The sequence below is a fragment of the Paenibacillus oceani genome, from assembly GCF_014705615.1.
Lineage (GTDB): Bacteria > Bacillota > Bacilli > Paenibacillales > NBRC-103111 > Paenibacillus_AB > Paenibacillus_AB oceani.
In genome coordinates this window covers 14,882-32,550 of the sequence record NZ_JACXJA010000019.1, presented here as the reverse complement: position 1 = coordinate 32,550, position 17,669 = coordinate 14,882, and the positions used below count along the sequence as shown (strand labels likewise).

12 protein-coding genes are annotated in these 17,669 nt (G+C 55.7%); 2 read left to right on the top strand and 10 right to left on the bottom strand.

Annotated elements, in window-relative coordinates; translation table 11 throughout:
- Positions 1 to 15: 15 nt before the first annotated feature.
- The 4 genes from IDH45_RS15090 to IDH45_RS15075 form a co-directional block, all read right to left on the bottom strand.
- Entirely contained in the window at positions 16 to 969 is a 954-nt protein-coding gene (locus IDH45_RS15090; protein ID WP_190928951.1) for a GNAT family N-acetyltransferase, read from the bottom strand.
- A 20-nt stretch (positions 970 to 989) separates the two neighbouring features.
- Positions 990 to 2,171, bottom strand: coding sequence for an exo-beta-N-acetylmuramidase NamZ family protein (locus tag IDH45_RS15085; protein WP_223836680.1), 1,182 nt, complete (start codon positions 2,169 to 2,171; stop codon positions 990 to 992).
- Positions 2,172 to 2,456: 285 nt separating this feature from the next.
- Positions 2,457 to 5,456 (bottom strand): DUF4855 domain-containing protein, encoded by a 3,000-nt coding sequence (locus IDH45_RS15080; protein WP_190928949.1) that lies wholly within the window; start codon positions 5,454 to 5,456, stop codon positions 2,457 to 2,459.
- A gap of 817 nt (positions 5,457 to 6,273) precedes the next feature.
- Positions 6,274 to 8,571, bottom strand: coding sequence for a glycoside hydrolase family 95 protein (locus IDH45_RS15075; RefSeq protein ID WP_190928948.1), 2,298 nt, complete (start codon positions 8,569 to 8,571; stop codon positions 6,274 to 6,276).
- A gap of 280 nt (positions 8,572 to 8,851) precedes the next feature.
- Between IDH45_RS15075 and IDH45_RS15070 the strand changes: the two genes are divergently transcribed.
- A complete protein-coding gene (locus IDH45_RS15070; protein WP_190928947.1) occupies positions 8,852 to 9,322 on the top strand; it encodes a DUF4309 domain-containing protein in 471 nt (156 codons plus the stop codon).
- Positions 9,323 to 9,456: 134 nt separating this feature from the next.
- Here the strand turns inward: IDH45_RS15070 and IDH45_RS15065 are convergent, their stop codons facing one another.
- Genes IDH45_RS15065 through IDH45_RS15050 form a run of 4 tightly spaced genes read right to left on the bottom strand, consistent with a single transcriptional unit; the run spans position 9,457 to position 13,600 of the window.
- Entirely contained in the window at positions 9,457 to 10,542 is a 1,086-nt protein-coding gene (locus IDH45_RS15065) for a sialidase family protein (protein WP_190928946.1), read from the bottom strand.
- A gap of 13 nt (positions 10,543 to 10,555) precedes the next feature.
- A complete protein-coding gene (locus tag IDH45_RS15060; RefSeq protein WP_190928945.1) occupies positions 10,556 to 11,458 on the bottom strand; it encodes an N-acetylneuraminate lyase in 903 nt (300 codons plus the stop codon).
- Between the two features lie 49 nt (positions 11,459 to 11,507).
- Complete coding sequence (locus IDH45_RS15055; protein ID WP_190928944.1) at positions 11,508 to 12,260, bottom strand: RraA family protein; 753 nt, start codon at positions 12,258 to 12,260, stop codon at positions 11,508 to 11,510.
- A 35-nt stretch (positions 12,261 to 12,295) separates the two neighbouring features.
- Positions 12,296 to 13,600 carry an ABC transporter substrate-binding protein gene (locus IDH45_RS15050; RefSeq protein WP_190928943.1) on the bottom strand — a complete coding sequence of 435 codons (1,305 nt, stop codon included), beginning with the start codon at positions 13,598 to 13,600 and terminating at the stop codon, positions 12,296 to 12,298.
- 200 nt (positions 13,601 to 13,800) lie between these two features.
- Here IDH45_RS15050 and IDH45_RS15045 point away from each other — a divergent pair, with 200 nt between their 5' ends.
- Complete coding sequence (locus tag IDH45_RS15045; protein ID WP_190928942.1) at positions 13,801 to 14,688, top strand: AraC family transcriptional regulator; 888 nt, start codon at positions 13,801 to 13,803, stop codon at positions 14,686 to 14,688.
- Between the two features lie 64 nt (positions 14,689 to 14,752).
- Here the strand turns inward: IDH45_RS15045 and IDH45_RS15040 are convergent, their stop codons facing one another.
- Positions 14,753 to 16,243, bottom strand: coding sequence for a glycoside hydrolase family 88 protein (locus tag IDH45_RS15040; RefSeq protein ID WP_190928941.1), 1,491 nt, complete (start codon positions 16,241 to 16,243; stop codon positions 14,753 to 14,755).
- Between the two features lie 58 nt (positions 16,244 to 16,301).
- Positions 16,302 to 17,639: an ABC transporter substrate-binding protein gene (locus tag IDH45_RS15035; RefSeq protein WP_190928940.1), complete on the bottom strand. Its 1,338-nt coding sequence runs from the start codon at positions 17,637 to 17,639 to the stop codon at positions 16,302 to 16,304.
- Positions 17,640 to 17,669 lie beyond the last annotated feature (30 nt).

Here is a 17,669-nt window from a genome sequence, read left to right as displayed (position 1 = left end):
CGTTCGCTCATCGATCTACAATATTTTCTTGCACACATGAAACCGCCGCGTAATCTTGAAGCCGAGCTTCATATACAGCTGGCCGGCCGCCGTCGCCTCCCCGGTCCATAAAAACCAGGCGCCGTGCAGCCCTTGTGCGCGCATGTTGGCAAGGCAGTCGTGCAGCAGTATTTTGCCGAGCCCTTTGCCCTGCTGTGACGGATCGACGCCGAACGGACCAAATCTTTCGCGGACGCCCTCGTAGCCGCCGTGCATACAAAACCCGACCAGCTTTCCCTCATGCCGGACGACATGGATCGCGGTCATCGGCAGTCCCCGCAGCAGCCCTTCACGGATCGCCCGGCCCCAATCGGGGTTAAACACATCCGCAGCCAGCTTGATCACTTCGATCAGATCCCGGTCCTGGGCCAAACCAAACTCGTAGCCCTCCCGTTCTCTTTCGCGCTTGAGCGCCTTCACCTCTTGCGGATACGCATAACGGACGAGCGAATAATCCATCGCAACCGGCGAGTACAAGCGGGCAAAGCCTTGTGCCGTCAAAAACGCATACCCTTCCGGATAGCTCTCTTCATCGACGCCCGGTACGAAATAGTTCGGAGCATACGACGAGAAAAACACCTGCTTGCAGCCCCGCGCCGCCAAAAATTCGAATGCATCCTGCATGAGCCGGGTTCCGACGCCTTGACGGCGCATCTCGGGGGCTACGAAGAAAAACGTGATCCACCCGTTGTCCGGCTCCAGCTCCGTTCCGATCATTGGCAGCAATCTGCGCAAGCTGTACACGGCCCCTACGAGCTGCTTTCCTTCAAACGCCAGACGCAGTCCTTCCGGGTCAAAGTTGCCGTCGAGCAGCACCATATTGCGGAACCTTAGCGGCGTTACCGGATCGTGGCGTAAACATTCGTTCCACAGCTTGACGATAGCCGCTTCGTCGCCGGACTCGTAATAACGGTAGACGATTGACGTCATCTCAGATTCTCCTTTGCCAATTACTCGTAGATCAAATAAGCTTCCCGGGTTTTCGACCATTCGGCGGCTTCCCGGTCCCAGTCGTCCGTGATCCGTTCGGCGGACGATTCGTGCAGTGTCAGCCTTACCCGGTCGTTGCCGGTTAACAAGTCGATGAATGGCTTGGAGCCTTCCTTATAGGGCGGCAGCCATTCGAAATGGTCCGCATGCAGGTCCTGTACCTGCTTCAGCAAATACAACCCGGTCCGTACAGCCCGGTACTCCGCCCGATCGGTCACATGCACTTGAACGCCGCCGCACAACTCTCCCTTATGTTTGGAGAACATGGGGGTAAAATATACCGGATGAAAGACAACGCCGGGCAATCCGTGCCGGTTCATCGCCTCGGCCGTCGCTTTGCCGTCCAGCCAGGGGGCGCCGATCATTTCGAACGGTTTCGTCGTTCCCCTCCCCTCCGAGAGATTCGTTCCCTCGAACAGACAAGTGCCCGAGTAGACGCGCACGGTATCCATCGTCGGCATGTTCGGAGAAGGCATGATCCACGGCTGCCCCGTCTCCGGGAATTCCATATCCCGGGTCCAGCCTTCGAGCGGAACAACAGTCAACCGGCATTTCGGCTCCGATTGGTCGTTCACGAGCTTGGCGAATTCCCCGATCGTCATGCCGGTCCGGAACGGAACCTGCCAGACGCCAACCATCGACTGGTAGCCGTCTCGCAGGACGCCTCCCTCTACCGTCCGTCCGCCAAGCGGATTCGGCCGGTCCAATACGATCAGTTCCTTGCCCGCCTTGGCACAAGCCTGCATTGTATACACCAGCGTCGTTAAGTACGTATAAAATCTTACGCCCAAATCTTGAATATCAAATACGACGGCGTCCAAAGATTCGAGCATCTCCGCAGTCGGAGCCCGGTGTGTGCCGTAGAGGCTGAATACCGTAATGCCAAGACCCGGGTCCGGCTCGTCTTCGAAATAAACCCCGGCCTGCCGCTCTCCCCGAATGCCGTGCTCGCACGCGAACAAGGCGGTCAACTGGGCCGAGGATACACCGGCGCATACGTCGATCGTAGAACGAAAATGTGTAGTGATTCCTGTCGGATTCGTTAACAGTCCGATTCGTTTTCCGCCCAGATAAGCTTCCGCCGAATCTTGCAGCCGATCGGCTCCGGTTATCACGGAAGGATGCCGCGTGAGACGTTCCAATTGAACGACCTCCATTCGTTATCTTCTTGGTATCGCTTACATCGTTTCTGTTTTCCGAAAAATTCCGCTTCCTAGTTTGTGCAATTCCTAACGCTCGTAAACCTTATTTCAACCACAGCCCCATTATAACACTCTGAAATAATATTTCAATATTAAAAATATATCATGAAAATTTGTTTTACAATCCAAATGCAGGCAGCGACGTTCGACTCTCCTCTCCGAGCTCAAAAAAAACCGCAGCGCTTCGAGCTACTACGGCTCGAGGCGCTGCGGTTTCGTTACTCTTTAACGCTGCTTCACCAAATTGTAGATCGCCTGTACGGCTTCCGCCCGGGTTACAGCCGACTTCGCTGCGAACCGCTCGTCACCCGTGCCCTGCATCAAGCCGGCTTCCGAGGCGGCATATACGTCTGCGCGCGCCCATTCGGAAATATCCGACTCATCCGAATACCGCTCGGCTGCCGTGCCGGCCGGCCGTGTGCCCGACGCGTACGCGTACGCCCGCACCATCAGCGCCGCCATCTCCTCTCTGGAGATCGTAGCTTGCGGCTTGAACGCGTCAGCCGATCGGCCCTGAATCAATCCGGCGTCGGAGGCCGCCGCAATCGCGTCGTAATGCCAGTCGGACCGCGTTACATCCGCGAACGCGAACGCCGGAGCGGCTCCGGAAGCGTCCTTCGTAAGTCCGAGCATCCGCACGAGCAGCGTCGCAAACTCGGCGCGCGTCACGCTGCGGGACGGTTCGAAGGCGCGAGCCGACACCCCTTCGACCAGATGTTTCGCCGACAAGCTCCGGATCGCTTCATACGCCCAATCCGTTTTGCCGACATCGGCAAACGTCTTGTCATATTCCAGAACGGCATACGTGCTGAAGTGATTCAGCGCGGCGGTCACGACACCTTTGCTCGCATCGGCCCTGCCGCCGACATAGTCCCATTCCTTAGTGCTTTCATTGTATACATACAAACCGATCAGGTTTTCGTTTACCGCTCCTTTGCGGTACGGCACTTCGACGTTAACCGGTTCACTGAACCGGTCCAGTTCTACCGACGTTTGGCCGCCGGCCGGTACGATCGTGATCGCGAATTCGTACAGGTCGCCCGCCGCAGTGACAGCCAGCCCTCCGCTTGCTCCAGCCGGCTTTTTGTCACCGGCTTGGTCGGCAGCAACCGGACGCGCCGTAACGATCGCTTCCGCTCTCGCACCGTTACCGTCCGCTGCGAGCTCCGTAATCTGCTTCAGAACCGCAGCCGGCACTAGTACCGAAGCGGCTCCGAAATGCAACACCAGCCGTTCGTCCCCCAGCTTCGCAAGTTCGTCAGCCGGCAGGACTGCCTCGCGGACGCCGGCCGGCAGTTGAATCGTCACTTGTCCGTCCCGGCTGCCGCCAAGCTGCTCCCGGCCAATCGTCTGCCGTTCCCCATCCGGAGTCGAAGGCTGAACCGTCACCGGTCCAGGTCCAGATCCAGGTCCGGGGCCGGAGCCTCCGCTAACCGGTCCGCTGCCCGGCGTGTCGTCCGTACCGTCATCCGGGTTATTGCCCGGGTTTTCGATAACAGGCGGAACATACTTGTCCGGATACGTGCCTTTTACGAAATTATAGGTGTCCTCATAAATTTTCCGGTCTCTTGCAACCTTACTCTTATAAGCAAGCTGGAACGTATCGGTCGCCCAATACCAGGCGAGCGCCGACTCTTTCATATATGCGGCTGTGACGCCCTGGTCCAGATAATCGTAAAACTTCGTCCGCAGTGCCTCGTCTCTGAAAATGTTATGGTGCACTTCCATCTCCACGCCGAGTCCGAACCGTTTCGCAAGATCCGCCGTATCCGTCGGTCTTGTTTTCGGGCTGGTGTAGAAAGCGTAGTTCGGCTGGATAAAAGCGAAGTCGAAGCCAAGCTCCTTCCAGCGGAACGCTCCCGCCGCCTGATAAAACGGAATCCAGTGAATCTTTTTGCCTTTCGCGTGTACGTAGGCCGTCGATTGCTTCACCAGCTCTTCTTCCCGGTTGCTCGCATAATTATGTACCGCCTCGTCGTACCAGTAAAAGCCCTCAAGCGACAAATGTTTGAAGCCGGCGGCTTCCCATTTCTGCATCAACAGATCGACATACCATTTCACGGCAGCCATCCGATTGTCCAGCGCTTGATCGTCTCCAACGGCGTTATGGTCGAAATTGAGCGTTTTGCCGTTGACGACCCCGAAATGGTTTTGGATCGGAAGCGCCTTCGGAATGGAGATATATACTTTGTACTTGTAATCCGGCTGGTTCAGCTTCGTCTTGACGTCCGCAACCGCTTGCTCCAAAGCGGCAAGCTGAACGTCCGGCTTGAACAGCAGGTCGGCGTACTCCTGCCAGTCCTCCTTATTCGAGGCGTAGGCGGCGGAGGTCACCGTACTCGCACTGATATACGAGCGATTTTGGGAGCTGGTCGCATAGTTCATGAACAGGATCGTGTCGTAAAACCAATCCTGAATCACCCCGTCGCCGTCAATGTATGCGACAACCGGCAGCATATCCTGATACGTCCTCGGCAAATACACAGTGCCGTTCGTATGCCAGCCTCCGTACAGCAAATACTCGTGCTTCAAACCTCCTACCTGGGCCGAGCCGGGGGCCGGAAACTTGTGCTCCTCGTTAGGCAGATACGGGCTGAAGTCCGGTCCGGCCGGAACAACGGCGTCTGCAGCTACCTGTGTCAGACCAAGCGCCTCAATCTCATCGAGGAAAATAAAGACGTCAACCTCGAAGCTGATTTTGATTTTCGAAGCTTTGACGTTCAGTCCTCCGAGCGTATACACATACTGCTTCGCGTCGAGCTTCACCGCCGCGCTGTTCGGAATTTTCCCGAGAAAATGCCACGACTGCCCGTCATCGTTCGATACCGATACGGCTAGATAGTCGGGCTTGTAGATCCCGGCGGAAGGGTCGTCAAGCGCCCGCACGTTCACTTCCCGAAGCGTGGACGGCTGACCGAGATCGATGACCAGGCTTCTGCCGATGTTGCGGAAAAAGCTGGCATACCGGGTCGAGCCCTCTTTGCCCCAATCCCCGGTACCCAGCAAGCTGTCCGTCAAAAACTTCACCTTCGCCTGCTCGCTGGTCCGAACGGCCGCATCCCCGGATTCGACCGACAATACCGGCTGCTTGTTGTACACCAGGTTGGTTACGGTATCCCCCGCAGACCCTCCCGGATCTCCGGCCGCATAGGCCGGTCCGAACGGCAGCAGCGCCACCACCATGACGAATACGAGCAATCCGGTCATTTTGGATTTCCAACGCATAAAAGAACCTCCTTCTCGATAGTTCCATGCCTTACACACCGGAAACTGCCGATACAGCTTCCTTATTACGCACACTCACCTTCGGCTGGCCGCGTTGACATCACTCCTTATCGGAACAGGTTTGAAAGCCGGAACATTTCGCAACCGCTTACATGTAACGCGCATTCGCCGTCGGCTTTATTCGCCTGGTAGAACGCCCCTGTAACGAATTAATGCGCTTTCAGCCTTACGAGCCAAACGCTCCGCACCGCGACTTATGTTACCGACACGGCTATTTAAACGCAATTATCACTTCAATCGCATGGAAAGATAAAACATTTCCCGAAAAAGAAAAAAGCCCCGCAGGGCTTTAACAACTGGGAAAGCGTTACATGGGCGCTTCTTTTATGGGTGTTCATACCCGTGACTGGCTCTCCAAAAAGCAATAAGAGTTTTTTGCAGCTTCTATTTTCAGCATATTAGGCAAACAGAAGCGAATAAAGGCGGTTTGTACCTCTTATTTCAACCAGTTGACCGGCTCTGCACTGATCTCGCGGAAATTAGGCTCCCCAAACCGCTCTTATTCCCCCAACCAAGACGGTTTCAGACAAATTATGACGTACAAACAACTCTTATCCGGCTCCAGCCTCCCCCCATACACAGACGCACCACAACAGCAGTGAGCCTATCTGTGCAGCTAGGGCAGCCTTTACTTCGCCTAAACCATTTTGGGCTCAAACAAGTTAGCCTCCCGTCCCATTTTCATACGGTGCAGAGCTTCCCTATCCCGATGCAAGCACGAAAGGCGAACCGCCAAACCGCCCGCCCCCCGCCTGCCTTAATCGCCGCAGCTCAACGTGTAGCTATGCCCCGCCTTCGTCTCGAAGCGGACAAGCGTCCCGCCTTGCGCCAGCACGCCGCCCGGACGCTCCGCGTCCCTCACAACCAACCGGGTATCGCTGCGGACAACGCACAAGCCTCCGCTCCTCGAACGGATGGCGGCCCGGGTCAGCTTGCCCTCGCTCCACTCGATATCGACCTCGAAGCCGCCTCTTGCCCGCAGTCCGCGGACACGCCCGCCGGGCCATGCCGCAGGCAGCGCCGGCAGCAGCCGCAGCTCTCCGCCGTGCGACTGCAGCAGCATCTCGGCAACCGCAGACGTTCCGCCGAAATTCGCATCGATCTGGAACGGCGGGTGATCGCCGAACAAATTCGGATGAACCGAGTGTCTAAGCAGAGCCGCATAGTTGTCGTACGCTTGCTCTCCGTCTTCAAGACGAGCCATAAAGTGAATAATCCAAGCCCGGCTCCAGCCCGTATGGCCGCCGCCATGCTTCAGCCGCCGCTCCAGGGTGATGCGCGCCGCCTCGGCCAGCTCCGGAGTACCCCGAAGCGTAATCTGCTCGCCGGGGTGCAGCGCGAACAGATGAGAGATATGCCGATGACCGGGCTCAACCTCCTCGTAATCGTCCGCCCACTCCATAATTTGACCGTGACGGCCGATCGCCGGCTCCGGAAGCTTGCCCAGCGCCTCCGCTAGCCGCATTCGAAAATCCCCGTCAATGCCCAGCCGCACAGATGCTTCCACGCAGCCTGTAAACAAGGCGCGCACAATTTGCGTATCCATCGACGGCCCGACGCACATACATCCGGTGTTGCCGTTCGGCAGCCGGTATTGGTTCTCCGGAGACAAGGAAGGAGCGGTTACGAGCCGGCCTTGATCATCCTCGATCAGAAAGTCCAGGAAAAACAACGCAGCGTCCTTCATAACCGGGTATGCCCGCTCCGCAAGGAACGACTCGGACAAGCCGAACCGGTAATGCTCCCAAGCGTGCAGCGCCAGCCACGCACCGCCCGTCGGCCAGTACACGGCCGGAATGTACGTGCCTTGAATGGCAGTATCCGCCCACAGGTCGGTGGCGTGATGAGCGACGAAGCCTTCGGCTCCATATACGATTTGAGCCGTACGCCGCCCGTTCTCCCGAAGCCGGTCCAGCAGATCGAACAACGGCTCATGGCATTCGGCCAGTCCGGTGACCTCCGCCGGCCAGTAATTCATCTGCAGGTTGATATTGATATGGTAATCGGCCTCCCAAGGCGGCGTATGGCTCTCATTCCAGATCCCTTGCAGGTTGGCGGGCAGAGAGCCCGGTCTGGAGCTGGCCATAAGCAGGTAACGTCCGTATTGAAAAAATAATGATTCCAACCCGATGTCCCTTCCGCCTTCCCGCACGCGGCGAAGCCGTTCGTCAGTCGGCAGGTCCGCCGTCTCCTCCGACTGCCCGTCGTCCAGCTCAAGCCCCACTCTGTCAAACAGCGAGCGGTGATCGTCCTGGTGATCGCGAAGCAGCGCGTCATAACCTTTCCGTGCCGCGGCCTCCACTTGCTCAAGGCACAGCCCGCGCGGATCACCGCACCGAAACGTCGTCTGGGCCGCCACCAGCAAAGTAACGGAATCCGCCCCTTCCACCGACACAACGCCGCCGATCGTATGGACGCTCCCCCCTTCGGCAACCGCTTTCAATACGACGGAGTAAACGACGCCGTCCGGACCGCATTGTCCGCCCATCGCAATTGTATCCGATCCGATCAGCGAGATCTCCCCGTCGAACGGCCGCCGGTTCAAGTCCGCTGTAAAGGTAAGTGCCCCTGGTGCACCGGCAGTAAGCCGAATTACGATAACCTGGTCAACGGCACTTGAGAATTGGACCCTCCGAAATGCTGCCGCTCCGCTGACAAATTCGACAACCGCCGCGCCGCGCGCCAGATCCAGCTCCCGCTTGTAGTCCTGAACGTCCTTCTCCACCCCTTCGAAGAACAGAGACAAATCGCCAAGCGTCTGATACGGGGCAAAATGATGCGGCATCGAGCTCATCGTGATTCTGGCGAGACGCTCCGCTTCCTTCGGTTTGCCTTCGAACAACAGGCGGCGAATGTCCCCAAGATGTCGGATCGCCTCCGGGTTGTCCCGCTGCTTCGGACCGCCGTACCAGACGGAATCCTCATTAAGCTGAATCCGCTCCTCGGCCGTCCGGCCGAATATCATGCCTCCCAGCCTGCCGTTGCCGATCGGCAGCCCCTCGACCCAGCTTCTGGCCGGCTTTATATAAGTTAGCTTTTCGTTCATTTGACTCATTGAAATCCTCCTTTGAGGTTACCGGTAACCTCAATGTAAACCGGCTTCCGCTTTCTGTCAATGGACTTTGTAGTCTTTTACACGCTAATCTGCAACCTGCCTTTGTATTCCCGTGTTTTAATAATAGAGAATACCTTCCATATGGGTGGAGTTTGCGGGGGATTGGATGAGAAGATCATACATTTGGTTCCTATGGCTAGCGATAGCCGGTCTATTGTTTGGCTGTACGATGCATATGCAGCCGGATACAGCTGGGCCTGGACATCAGGAGAGCGCTTCGTTGAAGCTGAAGTCGATTCAGGACATAAAAAAAGCAGCCCTCCAAGGCCGAATGAAAGAAATCAAACTGCCGCTGGGTTCGACTTTTCAAGAGATTGCTCAAACCTATGGCGAGCCGGAAGGCATCTCGAACGAAGAATGCTTGACGTATTCGTATGGTCATACCCGGACAGAAGGCGCTTTTTATTTTCATCATGACTCCTGTTCGGACGGGCTTAATGTTCTGAAGCCGGAAACCACGCTTAATAAAATTTCAGTGACTGCCGAGTTTTTGCAGATCCGGATGACAGCTGAGGACGTAAAGCTGGCATTGGGGAATCCCGACATCGAGTATGTGGGCGAAGCATACGGCGGCTACTACCTGATTTACAATTTAGCGCCTTATCAACTGATCTTTATTGCAGATATGCATAGCGAATCCAAAAGCATACACAAAGTCAATGTGACCCGCATCAACGAGAAACAAAGTTAACAACCACAAACGGGCAGACAGCAAACAAAGAAAACCGCCCGGCGCTGAACATCAGCCTGAGCGGTTTTTCGGTATTTTCCCATTACGCAAGCAACAAGACGATTATCCGTTATAACCCTCGCAGAACTAACATGTTACCCGCCAAACCATTCCCGGTCGATCAAAGCGAGGCACAGGTCCATCCCTTTCCGCTGGAAAGGAAGCGCCGGATCACGCCGGATCAATTGCGGGTCCTCCACCTTTGCGTAGGTGAGCAGCGCATCCCCCTTCTCGGTCATCATGCAGTTTACGTTCATATACTCGTACGGCCCCGTCTCAATATCCCCGACCTTGCTCCATGTCGCTCCGCCGTCGCGGGACAAGGCGGCGGTCAGAGGCGTGCGCAGTCCGTAGTGATGTCTGGTCGGATCGTACTTGCTGGCATTGTAAAACAGCACCAGATCGCAAGTGCCCGGTATTCGCCGCAGACACGTACACGATTCCGGAGCGTGCAAGCCGGAAGTTTGCGGCATCGACCAAGTCTCTCCGTAATCCTCGGAGCGCGACAGGAACACCGCACCCAGCTGCGTACGGATCGACATGAGCAACTGCCCGCCGTCCCCTTCGGCCACAGACGCCTCCATAGCGCCTCTCATCGGCAAATCCAGAACCGTGCTCGCCCGCCGCCAGTTCACCCCGTCATCGTCGCTTAAGAAGCAGCTGATCGTATTGTGCTGGCCTCCCTGATGCCCCGTACCGAAATGATACGGCAGCAGCAGACGGCCATTGCTTAATACGTTCATATGGTTGGCTCCGCCCTGCAGCCATTGTCCCGCGCTCCGCTCCCATATGGCTCCCGCTTCCTGCCAAGTCTCTCCTTCGTCCGAGGACCGGAACAGGATCATACTCGAGCTGCTCGCGCCGTGATGCCCGCGCAGACAGTGCAGCAGCAAGTCGCCGGAAGGCAGCCGGGACAAGCCCGGAGCTTGCACATTATGATCGCCCGGCGATACGTCGACGAGCATTCGTTCCCCGTCCCAGGTGATCCCGCCGTCAGCCGAAGTTTTGGAGTAGATGCGGCACAATCCGAAATCGCTGCCTCCCCCCGGCCCCTCCTCGTATTTATGCCATACGAGCATCAAGCGCCCGTCCTTTAGCGCCACGATACTCGCCGTATCGTTACGCGGATTGCCGGCTCCGGATTCGGCGACTACTACATATTGAATCCCTGTATTCGACATAAGCTTCAGCTCCTTAATCCTTCACTCCCAAAAAATCGAACTGCTGCGCAAACAGACGGATCTGCTGCCGTTCTTCCTCCGTTAGTTGCTGAATCGGCTTTCTCGGCCGCCCTGTGTCGATGCCTTGCAGCCGCAAAATTTCCCGCTCGAAGGCGATAAAATCGTATTTCAGCAGCTCGGCGATCACCCGGTTCGCTTTCGCCTGCAGCCGGAGCGCCTCGGCCATGTCCCCCGCCTTGAACTTCGAGTACAGCTGTGTGAACAATTTCGGCATGATGTTATACGTGCTTCCGATCGCGCCGCAGCAGCCGACCGCGAGCCCGGCCAGCAGACATTCGTCCGGACCGTTGAAGACACGGAAGTCCGGCCCGCACGCTTCGATCAGTTGCTGCAGCTCAAACGTATCTTTGGACGTGAACTTCACTCCGGCGATATTGTCCACCTTGGATAACTCCTCGTAAAACCGCACCGTCGATTGAACGCCCGTCATCGCGGGGAAATGGTACAGGATCAGCGGAAGGTCCGACGCCTGCGCAATATCGAGATAGTGGCCGCGAACCTGCTCCGCACCGTGCTTGTAATAAAAAGGGGCAACCGACGACACCGCATCGGCTCCGGCCCGCGCCGCATGTTTGGTCAGCTTGACGCTGGTATCCGTGTCCATTGCGCCGACATGGGCGATGACCGGTACGGTTCCGCGGACTTCGTCTATAATCACTTCCAATAACAATTCGCGTTCCCCGGCGGATAATAGAAACCCTTCTCCCGTACTTCCGCCTACATAAAACCCGTCGACCCGCTTCCCCAGCAAATGCCGGACAAGCTGGCGGGTCGCCCGCTCGCTTACATTTCCCGATTCGTCATAGGGCGTAAGGATTGCCGGAATAATACCTTGAAATCGTTCTAAAGCCAGCATGCTCTCACCTATCTATCCCGTCTCTGTTTTTTTTAGTTGCTGAATCGTCTTACCATTCTCCGGATTTCCTGTAAGCCTGCTTGGTCCGGAGACCGAACTCGCCGCCCGCGGCATCGATTGCCTGAAGCAGCTCCCCGGCGGACTTGCCGGCTCCACTTCTGGCCGCGGGGATCAGCGTATCGCACTCATTATCGTCCATGAAGCGGGCGGCTTCCAACAACCGGCGCTCATCTTCCTCCGGAATGACGAGGAAGCCGTGTTTATCCGCATGAATGAGCTGGCCCGGCCTAACCGTACAACCAAATACTTCAACCTCACAGCCCCAGCGGACCGGCGTGCTATAGGCATGACCGACACACAATCTGCGGGCGATCGCCTTGAAGCCGGCGTTCGTCATTTCATCGAGATCGCGGATCGCACCGTCCGTGATCGTACCGACGCATCCTAAAGCGCGGTGAATATTGCTGTTCACCTCTCCCCAGAACGCTCCGATTACCCGGGGTGCATCCAAATCCTGAACGACAACGATTTTGGGACCGGGGCGGCTTGCCACGTAGTGCCGGTATTCGCTCCACGCATTCGGATTGCTTTGCGGATGCGCCGGGTTCCCGGGCTCGATCTGTACCGTTACGGCATAACCGGCCATCGGTCCCATCTGCGGCATATAATCCCGCGTTTCCTCCCGATTGAACCCCGTCGTAATGTCATGCTCCGTGATCGCTTCCCAGCCATTGTAGATGGTCGGCGTATTCCATCTTTTCAACTTCAACAATTCGCCGTAGCTTGGACGCTGCAGGTTCATCCTTCATCCCCACTTTCGCTTCTTGCCGCGGATGCTTACTGTTTCTTTTTAGCCTCCACAGCCTGGTTCAGCTTCTCGTCAGCTGTACGTAGAGCCGTTGCCACATCGCTCTCGCCCAATATCACTTTCGACAATTCCCCGGCGGCGAAATGGAATTCATTAATGCCGATCAGCTCCGGATTGATCTTCGGGGCAGACGCAGACTTATTGTAGAAATAAGCGAAATTGTTCTTGTCCTTTAATTTCGGATTGTTTTGCATATACGCTTTTTGAATCTCTTTATTTTGCAAAGCCGTTGCCCGTCCATCCTTGGACGCGTTCATTTGAAACTCGTCGGAGGTGATGACGGTGATCGCTTTAAACACATCTTCCTTATGCTTGCTCGTACTCGTGGGCAACAAGTATCTTCCCGACGTCTTCGTGCCCATACCCGGAGCCTCCGGATAAGTCGGAAGCGCCACGTAATCGAAGTTGATCGCTTTATCCGCGGCTGCAGCCGCTCCACCGCCTACCGTCATCGCTACGGTTCCGGTAAGGAAATCGCGTTCTTGAATCTGATCCGAGAGCGTGTCCTTCGTGACGTGGTTGCCCGGAATTTCATAAAACCGTTTCACGTTATTAAACACCATTTTCCAGGAATCCGTGTTGATGACCGCCTTATCGTTGCCATCCAATGCCAGCAAGGAAAGCTGATTATTGATCACGAAAATATTCGACCAGTTGGCGCTTAATCCCCTGATCTGCACGCCGTCCTCGACCCGGGTAAGCCTTTTGGCGAGCTCGTACGTCTCGTCCCAGGTCATGCCGTCCTTCGGATACGGAACTCCGAATTTATCGAAAATGTCTTTGTTGTAATAAAGCACGTAACCCAAGGAGGCATTTTGGTAAGGAATCCCGAAAACCATCTGATCCGCCGTCATATCACGCATGGCCTGCACCGCATTCGGTTCCAGCCTGTTCAGATCGAAATTATACTTCTTAATCCATTCGTCCAGATTTTGACCGAGCTTCAAATCCAGAAACATCGGCAAATTAACTCTGGCGGTCATATACACGTCGGGAATCGTCCCGGCGGCTACCAGATCTTTCAATTCCGTGCCTTTCCCCGGCACAATGTATTTCGTAGAAATGTGCGGATATTTCTCGCGAATCGGCTTGCCGAATTGTTCCTGGAACTCTTCTTCCGTGATCGGGATACCGGTAAATACAAGCTCTACCGGTTTATCGCCGGGTACCGCCGCCGACTGCTGCCCCTGCTCCCCGCTTGTTCCGCCGGTTCCGCAGCCGGAGACCGATGCGGCGGCCAGAACGACAGCGGCGGCTAATAAGCTTTTTTTCATAGTAAAACCCCCTGTGTTATGATAGATAGCAGCTCCTGTTAAAGCGCTTTCCCTCTTGCTATATTCAGAATAACTTGATTAACTTTGGAATACGTCCTATATTTTTTCGATTCCTCTCATTATTTTCACTGTACGTTTTGTAAACCGAACTTCTTATTCTACCAGAAGCTAGACTGATTACGCAGCAAAGGGGGCCCCCCATGCCGTCCGTATTCCCGCCGGTGCTAACCGATTATCCGAACAAAGACGGGTTTCCGTTTTACATTATCCAAAAAATAAATAATAACATCCCCCCTCACCGGCACGACTTCCTGGAGCTTTGCCTTGTCGTCGAAGGAAGAGGAACCGAGTTCGTAAACGGAGTGTCGCATACGCTGGAACCGGGGACGATGACCTTTCTTCTCCCCTACCAAATCCACGAGATTCATGCAGAAGAGGGTCTGGATCTGCTGCTCTACGTATGCAACTTCGACATGGGACTGCTGCTGAACGCACCCGATCGCGAGCTCGGCCACTGCTTGCTGCATGACGACGAGACGAAGCTCGCGCCTTTCGTTCAGATCAGCCGCGAGCAGTACCGGGATATGCTCGCCTTGTTCGACCGGATGCAGCTGGAGTATAGCCGGAACGAGCGATGGAAACGGCTGATGCTCACCTCGATGCTGTTCGAGGCGCTGGCCGGATTCGACCGGATTCGTTGTCAGGCGGAACCGTCCATAGAGGCAGCCATAACCCGCAGATCGGATCATTCGACAATATGGGAAATCATTCACTACATCCACCAGCACTATCAGGAGCCGTTAACGCTCGCCGAGCTGTCGAAGCTGTTTCATTTCAGCGTGCCGAATCTTAGCAAACTGCTAAAGCGTCATCTCGGCACGAGCTTCATCGACTTCATCCACGAGCTGAGAATTCGCCAGGCTTGCAGCTTGCTCCAGTCGAGCCGGATGACGATAACCGACATCGCGATGGAGGTCGGATTCCGTTCGTTCGCCAGCTTCTCGCGCGTGTTTAACGATCTGAAGGGCGTCTCCCCTTCGGTATACCGGAGAACATGGAGCGAGCGCTCCACGGACGCCGAATCTTGAACGGACAACAAAAAAAACGAACTGCTACCCGTCAGCAGTTCGTTTTTTATTCATTCGGGAAGGGTTAACGTTGTGCAGTCCCCCGCTCGGGTTCGGAGTAAACCGCCGCATACAGCTGCGCCATCAACCCCATCCCCATCTGCGACAAAACCCGGTATCCCCCTCGCTGCAGCTGGAGTCCCCCGCAATTATGCTGGCAGACGCCCTGCAATACCCCGTCCGGCGTCAAATACGTCTCCAGTGCCTGCATCGCTTCCCGGGCTGCGTCAAGCATTGTGTGCGGCAGCACACCGGCTCGCGCCCCGAGCGCCAAAGCGGCGGCAATCCCTGCCGAGCCGGAAGTCTCGATGCCCGTCTCCGGCTCCCCGAGAAAGCAAGACCACAGCCCTCCCGGCTCCCGCCGTGATAAAGCAATTTCAGACATACGCCTGAATTCCGCCGACACCTCTTCCATACCGGCCAGCTTGGCATAACGCCGCGAACCTTGAAGCTCCATAAAGGTCCGGACGAATCCGAGCATGTACCAGGTGTAGGAGCGTGCCCAGTTCCGCATAATCCGCTTTTGCCCGCTACTTGAGACGATGCCGTACAAGTCGCGACCGTCCGTAAGCGCCTTCCGGCGAAGCAAAAGCTGCCGTAGAGCCGTCTGCGCAAGCTGATCGTTCCCGAGTCTCGACGCAATGACCGCCATCGGATACCCCATCGTATAGGCGCCTTCCGCCGTAAGGGAAGTCTCCGCGGAGAGGATTCCTTTCTCTTCGACAAGATGGGAGTTCCAGTACGAAACCAGCTGCCCTACAAGCGGATGATCCGGTGTCAGCTTCGCGATAACGGCGATCGGCAGGGTGCTTTCGATTCCGGAAAAACTCCCGTCTGACGGCAGTCCGTGCAGATCCTCGTAAATCAATTGGCCGTTACCGTTCACATATTGATCCAAATGACCGGCGATCACTTGCTCGGCCCGATTCGTTTCCCCCACCCTGCGCATATCGTACAATCCGTCGAGAACGCATCCTTCCAGCCAGCCAAAAGGCTGCAAACTGTCCAGAGACATCATCCGTTGCCGGAACTGCCGGATACGCTGATCTTCCTCCGCCAGCATCAGATGAGGAGAGAAAAACTTTCGGCTATCGTCGGCACTCAAGCCGTCAAACACCCATAAAGTCGAATCGGTCTCGATGATCCGCAGTCCGATGCCCTGCCGCAGCGCTGCTTGAACCTGTGTACGAGTTAACGGCAATTCAAAGGGTTGAAATACGTAGGCGTAGCGAATGTCGTAAGATCCCAGCCGTTCTCCAGAATCGAGCAAGTACGCTTCAACAAACAACACTTCTCTCATTTCCACAGCGATTGTAATGCGCAGCCTTGCAGCCAGGTGCAGGGTGTCCAGAAACCGCTGCATGACCGGGCCATCCCACGTTAATTTCAATTCGTGGCCTGCACCTCCAATCGGTACAGCCGACCAGCCTGCGGGAACCCTTTTTCGTTCCGGCAGGCTGCGAGCCGGAGCGGCCCCTACCTTCGCCGCCTCATATATAACGGTGGTGTTGTCCATCTTATGATGTTCCTCCATCCTGAAAACCGAAAATCATGCCGCTCCGCAAAGAGAGCCGTTACTTGCTTTTACTCATTTCGGCGGCAATTTTCTGATCCGTGCGTTCATCCGCTTCACGAAGTACGGTGTTAATGTCTTTTCCGTTCCACTGCAGGTCGTTGAAGGCTGTCTGAACTTCCGCCAGCGCTATTGCCTGGAAGCGCGTCAGACTCGTTATTGGCGCCGGTTTCGCCGTAAACAAGGCTTTCACGTTTTTATCTTTCAGAAAGGGAAGGTCTTTGCCGAATTCATTCACCGTGTCCGCGTTTTGCAGCGCCGGCACATATCCTTTACGGGCCAGATGCTTCTGGAATTCCGGTGAAGTCACGTAGGCCGCAACCTGAAACGCCGCATCCTTATGCTTGCTGTTGGATGTCACATAGAAATAGCCGGGCGCATTCTGAGGTCCTGTATTGGCCGCCTCCTTGTAAGTAGGATAGGTGGTCAAATCCCAGTCCAGCGTCTTGTCCTTATCGGCGAAGTATCGCGTACCCAAAGCATTGGGCCCAAGCAGCATCGCTAGTCGCTGTTCGCCGAACAGCTTCAATTGAGCCGAATAAGTCAGCGTGGTTTTGTCGTATTCGTTGTTCGGTACTTGAAATAAGCCGGTCAAAGACTGGAAGATCAGCTTGAATTTCTCTGACGACATCGTCGCTTTATTGGTCACCGGATCGATAAACGACGGGGCAAGCGGGTCCAAAGACATCACAAAGCCGAGTGAAGTGCCGAAACCATAATAATGGACGCCGTCCACCAGACGGCTCATCCTGCGGGTCAAGTCGTATAATTCCTCCATCGTCATGCCGTCCTTCGGAACCGGAAGGCCGAACTGATTGAAGAGTCCTTTGTTATAGATCAGCGCAACCGAATCGATCGAAACCGGAAGTCCGTACATCCCCCCGCTCGCCAGTTGGCGCTGCGCATCTACAGAAGTTTTCTCTAGCGGGGACAAATCATACTTGTGCTCTTTCATCAGACCAGTCAGATCGTATTGAAGCCCGTTTTGAAGCAGATTCGTAGGGGTATTTGCGAAGGAGTCGTAATAAATATCCAGTTGCTGTCCAGTTTCCAAAATCGCTTTAAGCGTGATATCCGGCGCGATGAATTCAGGTGTCACATGCGGAAACTTCTCCTTGATTTTATCACCGAATACAGCCATAAAACCTTCCTTCGAAGTGATCGACCCTACGTTCAATTTGAATGAAAGAGTGACCGGTTCGTGGGAAACAGCCGGCTCCCCCCCCTTGCCTGGCTGTTCGTTTCCCGCCTTGCCGCCGCTGCCTCCCGAGCAACCGACCAGACCTGCCTGCACCAAGATGCATAGCGACAGCAGAACTGCGCCTTTTCTTATTTTCATTGTGCTTCCCCCTTGGATACTATGAAAGCG

Coding starts and splice junctions, on each gene's coding strand:
- IDH45_RS15050 (WP_190928943.1), bottom strand. CDS start 13,600: ATGAAAAAAAGCTTATTAGCCGCCGCTGTCGTTCTGGCCGCCGCATCG.
- IDH45_RS15075 (WP_190928948.1), bottom strand. CDS start 8,571: ATGAGTCAAATGAACGAAAAGCTAACTTATATAAAGCCGGCCAGAAGC.
- IDH45_RS15040 (WP_190928941.1), bottom strand. CDS start 16,243: ATGGACAACACCACCGTTATATATGAGGCGGCGAAGGTAGGGGCCGCT.
- IDH45_RS15090 (WP_190928951.1), bottom strand. CDS start 969: ATGACGTCAATCGTCTACCGTTATTACGAGTCCGGCGACGAAGCGGCT.
- IDH45_RS15065 (WP_190928946.1), bottom strand. CDS start 10,542: ATGTCGAATACAGGGATTCAATATGTAGTAGTCGCCGAATCCGGAGCC.
- IDH45_RS15060 (WP_190928945.1), bottom strand. CDS start 11,458: ATGCTGGCTTTAGAACGATTTCAAGGTATTATTCCGGCAATCCTTACG.
- IDH45_RS15080 (WP_190928949.1), bottom strand. CDS start 5,456: ATGCGTTGGAAATCCAAAATGACCGGATTGCTCGTATTCGTCATGGTG.
- IDH45_RS15045 (WP_190928942.1), top strand. CDS start 13,801: ATGCCGTCCGTATTCCCGCCGGTGCTAACCGATTATCCGAACAAAGAC.
- IDH45_RS15055 (WP_190928944.1), bottom strand. CDS start 12,260: ATGAACCTGCAGCGTCCAAGCTACGGCGAATTGTTGAAGTTGAAAAGA.
- IDH45_RS15035 (WP_190928940.1), bottom strand. CDS start 17,639: ATGAAAATAAGAAAAGGCGCAGTTCTGCTGTCGCTATGCATCTTGGTG.